Consider the following 6543-nt stretch of genomic DNA (forward strand, 5'->3'; position numbering starts at 1 on the left):
TTAGAAGACCACCGTGCGGTTGCCGTGCACCAGGACGCGGTCCTCCAGGTGCCAGCGCAGCCCGCGGGCCAGCACGACCTTTTCGATGTCGCGGCCCTTGCGGACCATGTCCCGGTCCGAGTCGCTGTGGCTGACCCGGATCACGTCCTGCTCGATGATCGGGCCCGCGTCCAGCTCCGCCGTCACGTAGTGGCAGGTCGCACCGACCAGCTTCACGCCACGGGTGTGGGCCTGGTGGTACGGCTTCGCGCCGACGAAGGACGGCAGGAAGCTGTGGTGGATGTTCACCGCGCGACCCGCCCACGCCATGCATAGCTCGTGCGGCAGCACCTGCATGAACCGCGCCAGCACGATCGCGTGCGGCTGGTGGCTGTCCACCAGCTGCCGCAGCTGCGCGAACGAGGCCGCCTTGCCGTCGGCGTCGCCGACCGGGAACGTCACGTGGTGGAACGGGATGCCGTGGGCCTCGGTGATGCCGGCCAGCTCCCGGTGGTTGCCGATCACCGAGGTGATCTCCACGTCCAGCTCGCCCGAGGAGACCCGGCCGAGCAGGTCGTACAGGCAGTGCCCCTCCCGCGACACGAGGATCACCGCCCGCTTGCGCTCGCCCGTGTCGGTGATCCGCCAGTCCGCCCGCGGCCCCAGCTCCCGGGCCACGCCCGCGAACCGCGCCGACAGCTCCCGCACGTCGAACGGCAGCGAGGAGGCCAGCACCTCCTGCCGCGTGAAGAACCAGTTCGTCGTCGGGTCGGTGTGATAGGCGGCCTCCACGATCCACCCGCCGGAGTCGGCCACGAAGCCGGCGATCTTGGCGACGATGCCGGTGCGGTCGGGACAGCCCAGGCTGATCACGTAGCGGCGTTCGGTGGAGGACACCCCGAAGATTCTGGCAGAGATCACCACACGGCGACGCTGACCGGAAACGACCGGCCGAACCGGCCGCCGACCAAGATCAAGGGACCGATCCTGGCGTTGAGGCCGGCGCGACCGTCGACCAGGGCACCGTGAGCTCGCCCAGCCGCCAGCGCCGCCGGTCGTCCAGCACCGGCCAGCCCCGCTCGGCCACCATCCGGCACGTCTCCACCCAGCGCGCCCGCGGCCCGAACGGCGCGTACGGGGCGGCGGTCGCCCAGCAGTCGTCCAGGGCCGCCAACAGGTCGTGCACCCGCTCGCCGGGCACGTTGCGGTGGATCAAGGCCTTGGGCAGCCGCTCGGCCACGTCGGACGGCGTCTCGAGGTCCGAGGGCTTGCAGGCGACGGTGAACGTCAGCGGACCGGTCTCGTCGAGCAGCACCCAGCAGCACCGACGCCCGATCTCGTCGCACGTGCCCTCGACGAGCAGCCCGCCCGGCGCGAGGCGGCCGCGAAGGCCGTCCCACGCCTGCAGCGCGTCCTCCTCGGAGTACTGCCGCAGCACGTTGAACGCCCGCACCAGCACGGGCCGGAGCCCGGCCAGCTCGAAGCCGCCGCGTCGGAACGCCAGCAGCGGCGGGTCGGCGGCATCCGAGGCCGCCGCCACCCGCTCCTGATCCAGTTCCAGGCCGACCATGCGCAGGTCGGGGCGCACGGTCCGGAGCCGGGCCGCCATCTCGACGGTCGTCACCGGCGTCGCGCCGTAGCCGAGGTCGACGACCAGGGCGCCGGGAACGAGCGCCTCCCGGACGGCGGCGCTGCCGACCATCCAGCGGTCGACCCGCCGCAGCCGGTTCGGGTTGGTGGTGCCTCGGGTCGGCAGCCCCAGCGCGCGGGCGCGGCCGGCCGCCAGCCGTGGTTGCTTGGCCATCAGCTCTGGTGCTCGTCCAACCAGGCCGTGGTGTGCTCGAACTCCTTGGTCAGCAGCTTCACGATCTGGCCGGAGACGACCTCCTCGACCTTGCCGCCGACGAACGGGATGCTCACCGACACCTCGCCGCGCATCTCCATCAGCGACCCGCCGGCCGGCGCCTCGGACAGCCGCATCGCGCCCCGGATGTGACCCGGGACACCCGGGATGCCGGCCTGCACGCGGCCCAGCCAGCCGCCGTCGCCGTTGCGGTCCCACTCCTCTGTGCGCTCGATCACCAGGTCGCCCTTGAGGAACGCGCGCACCGCCGAGGGCAGCTCGGTGGCCGGCACCCCGTGCCGCAGCCGCAAGCTCACTTTCTCCCCGTTGACCTGGTGGTCCAGCAGGGAGGCGTCGGTGCCGCCGAGCTTGCTCAAGCGGTCGCGCAGGTAGGTCGGATCCACCAGGGCGGCGTGGACCTGGTCGGCGGTCCACCGGGTCGTCGCCTGGTGCTCAATGCGGCGTGCCATGCCGCGGAGGCTACCGTTGACGTCCGTGACCACCCCCCTGTCCAGCACCGAAGTTCGCACGTCCGTACCGCTGAGTCGGCACACGACGCTGCGGCTGGGCGGTCCGGCTGCCCGTTTCCTGCCGGCCACCAGCGCATCCGACGTCGTCGACGCGGTGCGGGCCGCCGATCAGGCGGGCGAGTCGCTGCTGCTGCTCGGGGGCGGGTCCAACGTGGTCATCGCCGACGAAGGCTTCGCGGGCCTGGTCGTGCACATCGCGACCGAGGGACGGTCCTTCGACCGGCTGGCCGACGGGCGGGTGGAGCTGACCATCGAGGCCGGCGAGGACTGGGACCGCACGGTCGCCTTCTCCGTGGAGCAGGGTCTCGGCGGGCTGGAGTGCCTGTCCGGCATCCCGGGCCAGGTCGGCGCGACGCCCGTGCAGAACGTCGGCGCGTACGGCGTGGAGATCGCCGACCTGCTGACCTCGGTGGACCTGCTGGACCGCCGCAGCGGCCGGGTGCACCAGGTGCAGGCCGAGGACCTGGGGCTGAGCTACCGGTCCAGCGTGCTCAAGGGCACCGACTCCGCGGTGGTGCTGCGGGCCCGGTTCGCGCTGCAGGACGGCGGCCGGTCCGCCCCCGTCCGGTACGCGGAGCTGGCCCGGGTGCTCGATGTCGAGCTGGGGTCCCGTGTTCCCGTCGCCGACGCCCGCGCGGCCGTGCTGGAGCTGCGCCGGGGCAAGGGCATGGTGCTCGACCCCGAGGACCACGACACGTGGAGCGCGGGATCGTTCTTCACCAACCCGATCGTCGACGACGCCGAGCTGCCGGGCGTGCTGGCCAAGATCGTGGCCCGGGTCGGCGCGGATGCGACGGTGCCTCAGTACCCGGGCGGTCCCGGGCAGACGAAGCTCTCGGCGGCGTGGCTGATCGAGCGGGCCGGCTTCGGCAAGGGCCACCGGGCCGCCGACGGCCGGGTCTCGCTGTCCGGCAAGCACACACTGGCCCTGACCAACCGGGGCGAGGCCTCCACCGGCGACCTGCTGGAGCTGGCCCGCGAGGTGCGCGACGGCGTGCTGACGGCGTTCGGCGTGCGGTTGCTGGCCGAGCCCGTGATGGTCGGCTGCCGGCTCTGACCAGGAACAACCCGTTCGGCCGCCGCTGAACGAGTGACAATGAGTCATCTGACACTCACCCCGCGTGTTTTCATGTTTGAGGGGGACATGCGCTGGCGAGGAGGTCGCGATGACCACTGCGGACGAGCTGGTGCGGGCCGGAATCCGGCCGGTCAAGCGCCGGGTCGAGGTGGATCTGCTGTCCTGCCGGGGAGTCGTCGGCGTGGACATCGGCGAGAAGATCACCGGGGGCCGGCGCACCGGGCAGGTCGGCATCGTGGTGTACGTGCGGCGCAAGCACTCGGCGGTGCGGCCGGCCGACCTGGTGCCGGCCGAGATCGAGGGCATCGCGACCGACGTCGTCGCCGATGACGTCGTGCTGCACCGGGCCCTGCTGGACGCCGAGTTCCCGCCCGCTCGCGGTGCGGAGCGACATCGTCAGGTGCTCGGTGGCATCAGCATGGGTCCGTGGCGGACGGTTCTGCTGTCGCCGCCCGAGGCCCCGCGTCCCGGCGAGTACGCCATCGTGGGCACCCTGGGCGCGGGGACCGACCGGACCGGCAACGGGCAGGTCATGGGGCTGACCACTTTTCACGCCGCGTGCGTGGACGACCCTGGTCGGTCGGCGACGAGATGGTGCATCCGTCCCGTGTGGACAGTGGTGCCAGTCCTCGTGACACGGTCGGTTCACTGTGTCGCGCAGCGCTTTCCGGCTCCGTCGACGGCGCGGCCGTGCTGCTGACGCCCGGACGCGCGTACCGTCCGTCCATTGTGGACATCGGCGCGGTCACGGGAACTGCCGCCGCCGTGCGGGGGACCGTGGTGCGCAAACGCGGTCGCACCACGGGTTTGACCACCGGTCGCATCACGTCCGTCGACGCCACCGTGCTGCTGGACTACCGCGACGGCCTCGGCGTTCGGGTCCTGCGGGACCAGATCCGCATCGAGGCCGTCGGCGGTGTGCTGGGCGACTACGGCGATTCCGGCTCCGCCGTGGTCGATTCCGACAACCGGGTGGTCGGCCTCTACGTGGCCGGCAACCCCTCGGGCACGGTCGCTTTCGCCGGCCCCATCGGGAAAGTCCTCGACCAGCTGGACGTCGACCTGATCACCGACTAGTCGCCCGGTTGTTCAGTCGCGGTGGGATCGCGTGGCCGAGGCCTGGGCCCGCGGCTTCATGACGATCTGGTCCAGGTTCACGTGCGGCGGCCGGGTCACGGCGAAGGCGATGACGTCCGCCACGTCGTCGGCCACCAGCGGCGTCAGGCCCTTGTACACGCCGGCCGCCCGGTCCGCGTCGCCGTCGAAGCGCACGACCGAGAACTCCGTCTCCACCAGGCCCGGCAGGACCTCGGTGAACCGGACCGGCTGCCCCAGCTCCTCGCCGCGCAGCGTGCGGTGCAGGGCCGACTGGGCGTGCTTGGCCGCGGTGTAGCCCGCGCCGCCGTCGTAGATCTCCTGCGCGGCGATCGAGGTGACCGTGACGACGTGGCCGTTGCCGGAGGCGATCAGCTTGGGCAGCAGGGCCTTGGTCAGCCGCAGCGTGCCGATGACGTTGGTCTCCCACATCCGGCGCCAGTTGTCCTCGTCCGCGGCGTCCACGCGTTCGAGGCCGAACGCCCCGCCCGCGTTGTTCACCAGGACGTTCGCCTCGGCGATCTGGTCGGTGAACGCCGCCACGGACTCGACGTCGGTCACGTCCAGCGACAGCGGCGTGCCGTCGATCTCGGCGGCGATCGCCTTGATCCGGTCGAAGCGGCGCGCGCCGAGCACGACGTGGAAGCCCTCGGCGGCCAGGCGGCGGGCGGTGGCCTCGCCGATGCCCGAGCTGGCTCCGGTGACGACTGCGATGGGGGGCTGAGTGCTCACGCCTTCGATCCTCTCGCCTGGGGCTGGATGCCCGCCACCGGTGGCCGGTGAGCAACCTCACAGGCACTTTCCGGTACCGATTCACATGATCAGACGTCGTCTTGATGGGGAGCAACGTGGGAGGCGATGGTGGGTACGGGTGCCCGGGTGAGAGCGGGTCTGGTGGTCGCGGCGGCGTTGGTGCTCGCGGGCTGTTCGGGCGGCGGGGGGCTGACGGCCATCGGCACAACTTCCGCCAAACCGCCTGCGCCACCGGCCAAGCTGACGGCCACGCCGTTCGACGGGACCAAGGGGGTGACCGTCAACACGCCGGTGATCCTTACGGCGGTCGGCGGCACGGTCCGTGACATCAAGCTGGTCGACGCCGGCGGCAAGGCCGTCGAGGGTGTCGCGGCCCCCGACCGCGCGAGCTGGACCAACAGCGCGCCGTTGGACTTCGGACAGACCTACACCTACAGCGGGGAGGCCGTGAACGCCGACGGCAAGGCCACCCCGCTGCACGGCAGCTTCACCACCGTCGCGCCGGGCACGCTGATCCGTGGCTCGCTCAACCTGGACGACGGCGCCACCGTCGGCGTGGCCGCGCCGATCGTGCTCCAGTTCGCCGGGCACGTCGACGAGAAGGCCCGGGCCGCCGTGGAGAAGGCCCTGACCGTGAAGTCCGACCAGGGCGACGTCGGGGCCTGGGGCTGGCTGCCCGACAACGACCAGGGCTCGCGCGCGCACTACCGCACCCAGGAGTACTGGAAGGCCGGCAGCAAGGTCTCCGTGGCCGCCAATCTGTACGGCGTGCCCCTGGGCGACAACAACTACGGCAAGGCCAACCTGACGCTGGGCTTCACCATCGGCCGGTCCCAGATCGTGCGGGCCGACGTGAACTCGCACAAGATGACCGTGATCCGGGACGGCGCCACCGTCGCCACCTACGAGGCCAGCATGGGCTCCGGCGCGAGCCAGGACCGGGTCACCCGGTCCGGCACCCACATCGTGACCGAGAAGTGGCAGGACAAGGACATGTCCAACCCGCCGTACTACGAGCACGCCCACGAGCGCTGGGCGGTGCGGATCTCCAACAACGGCGAGTTCATCCACGCCAACCCCAACACCGTGGGTGAGCAGGGCAACAGCAATGTCACCCACGGCTGCGTCAACCTGTCCACCGCCGACGCCCAGGCCTATTTCGGCACCGCCATGTACGGCGACCCCGTCGAGGTCACGGGCTCGGACGTGGCCCTGTCGGCCGCCGACGGCGACCTCTACGACTGGGCCATGACCTGGGCCGCCTG

At 71.6% G+C, this 6543-nt stretch carries 8 protein-coding genes; 4 read left to right on the forward strand and 4 right to left on the reverse strand.

The window, feature by feature from the left end:
* From purU to KUTG_RS29155, 3 genes are all read right to left on the reverse strand, one after another.
* Positions 1 to 876, reverse strand: a complete 876-nt coding sequence (gene purU, locus KUTG_RS29145) for a formyltetrahydrofolate deformylase (protein WP_043731015.1) — start codon at positions 874 to 876, stop codon at positions 1 to 3.
* A 76-nt stretch (positions 877 to 952) separates the two neighbouring features.
* Positions 953 to 1783, reverse strand: coding sequence for a hypothetical protein (locus tag KUTG_RS29150; protein ID WP_043721262.1), 831 nt, complete (start codon positions 1781 to 1783; stop codon positions 953 to 955).
* Positions 1783 to 2292: a DUF2505 domain-containing protein gene (locus tag KUTG_RS29155; protein WP_043731018.1), complete on the reverse strand. Its 510-nt coding sequence runs from the start codon at positions 2290 to 2292 to the stop codon at positions 1783 to 1785. Before KUTG_RS29155 ends, KUTG_RS29150 begins: the two co-directional genes overlap by 1 nt.
* A 37-nt stretch (positions 2293 to 2329) precedes the next feature.
* On the opposite strand from KUTG_RS29155, the gene KUTG_RS29160 reads away from it, so the two are divergent.
* The 3 genes from KUTG_RS29160 (at position 2330) to KUTG_RS64055 (ending at position 4507) form a co-directional block, all read left to right on the forward strand.
* The gene (locus tag KUTG_RS29160; RefSeq protein WP_043731020.1) at positions 2330 to 3409 is read left to right on the forward strand and encodes a UDP-N-acetylmuramate dehydrogenase; all 1080 of its coding nucleotides are present in this window, start codon (positions 2330 to 2332) and stop codon (positions 3407 to 3409) included.
* Between the two features lie 109 nt (positions 3410 to 3518).
* Entirely contained in the window at positions 3519 to 4130 is a 612-nt protein-coding gene (locus KUTG_RS64050) for a hypothetical protein (RefSeq protein WP_232241011.1), read from the forward strand.
* The gene (locus tag KUTG_RS64055) at positions 4121 to 4507 is read left to right on the forward strand and encodes a S1 family peptidase (RefSeq protein WP_232241012.1); all 387 of its coding nucleotides are present in this window, start codon (positions 4121 to 4123) and stop codon (positions 4505 to 4507) included. The genes KUTG_RS64050 and KUTG_RS64055 overlap by 10 nt, the downstream gene beginning before the upstream one ends.
* Before the next feature lie 12 nt (positions 4508 to 4519).
* Here KUTG_RS64055 and KUTG_RS29170 read toward each other — a convergent pair whose 3' ends face one another.
* Positions 4520 to 5257 carry an SDR family NAD(P)-dependent oxidoreductase gene (locus tag KUTG_RS29170; protein ID WP_043721263.1) on the reverse strand — a complete coding sequence of 246 codons (738 nt, stop codon included), beginning with the start codon at positions 5255 to 5257 and terminating at the stop codon, positions 4520 to 4522.
* Between the two features lie 147 nt (positions 5258 to 5404).
* Here KUTG_RS29170 and KUTG_RS29175 point away from each other — a divergent pair.
* Positions 5405 to 6543: L,D-transpeptidase (locus KUTG_RS29175; protein ID WP_232241014.1), on the forward strand; the 1139-nt coding region annotated here is incomplete at its 3' end.

The organism is Kutzneria sp. 744, assembly GCF_000568255.1.
Classification (GTDB): Bacteria; Actinomycetota; Actinomycetes; order Mycobacteriales; family Pseudonocardiaceae; genus Kutzneria.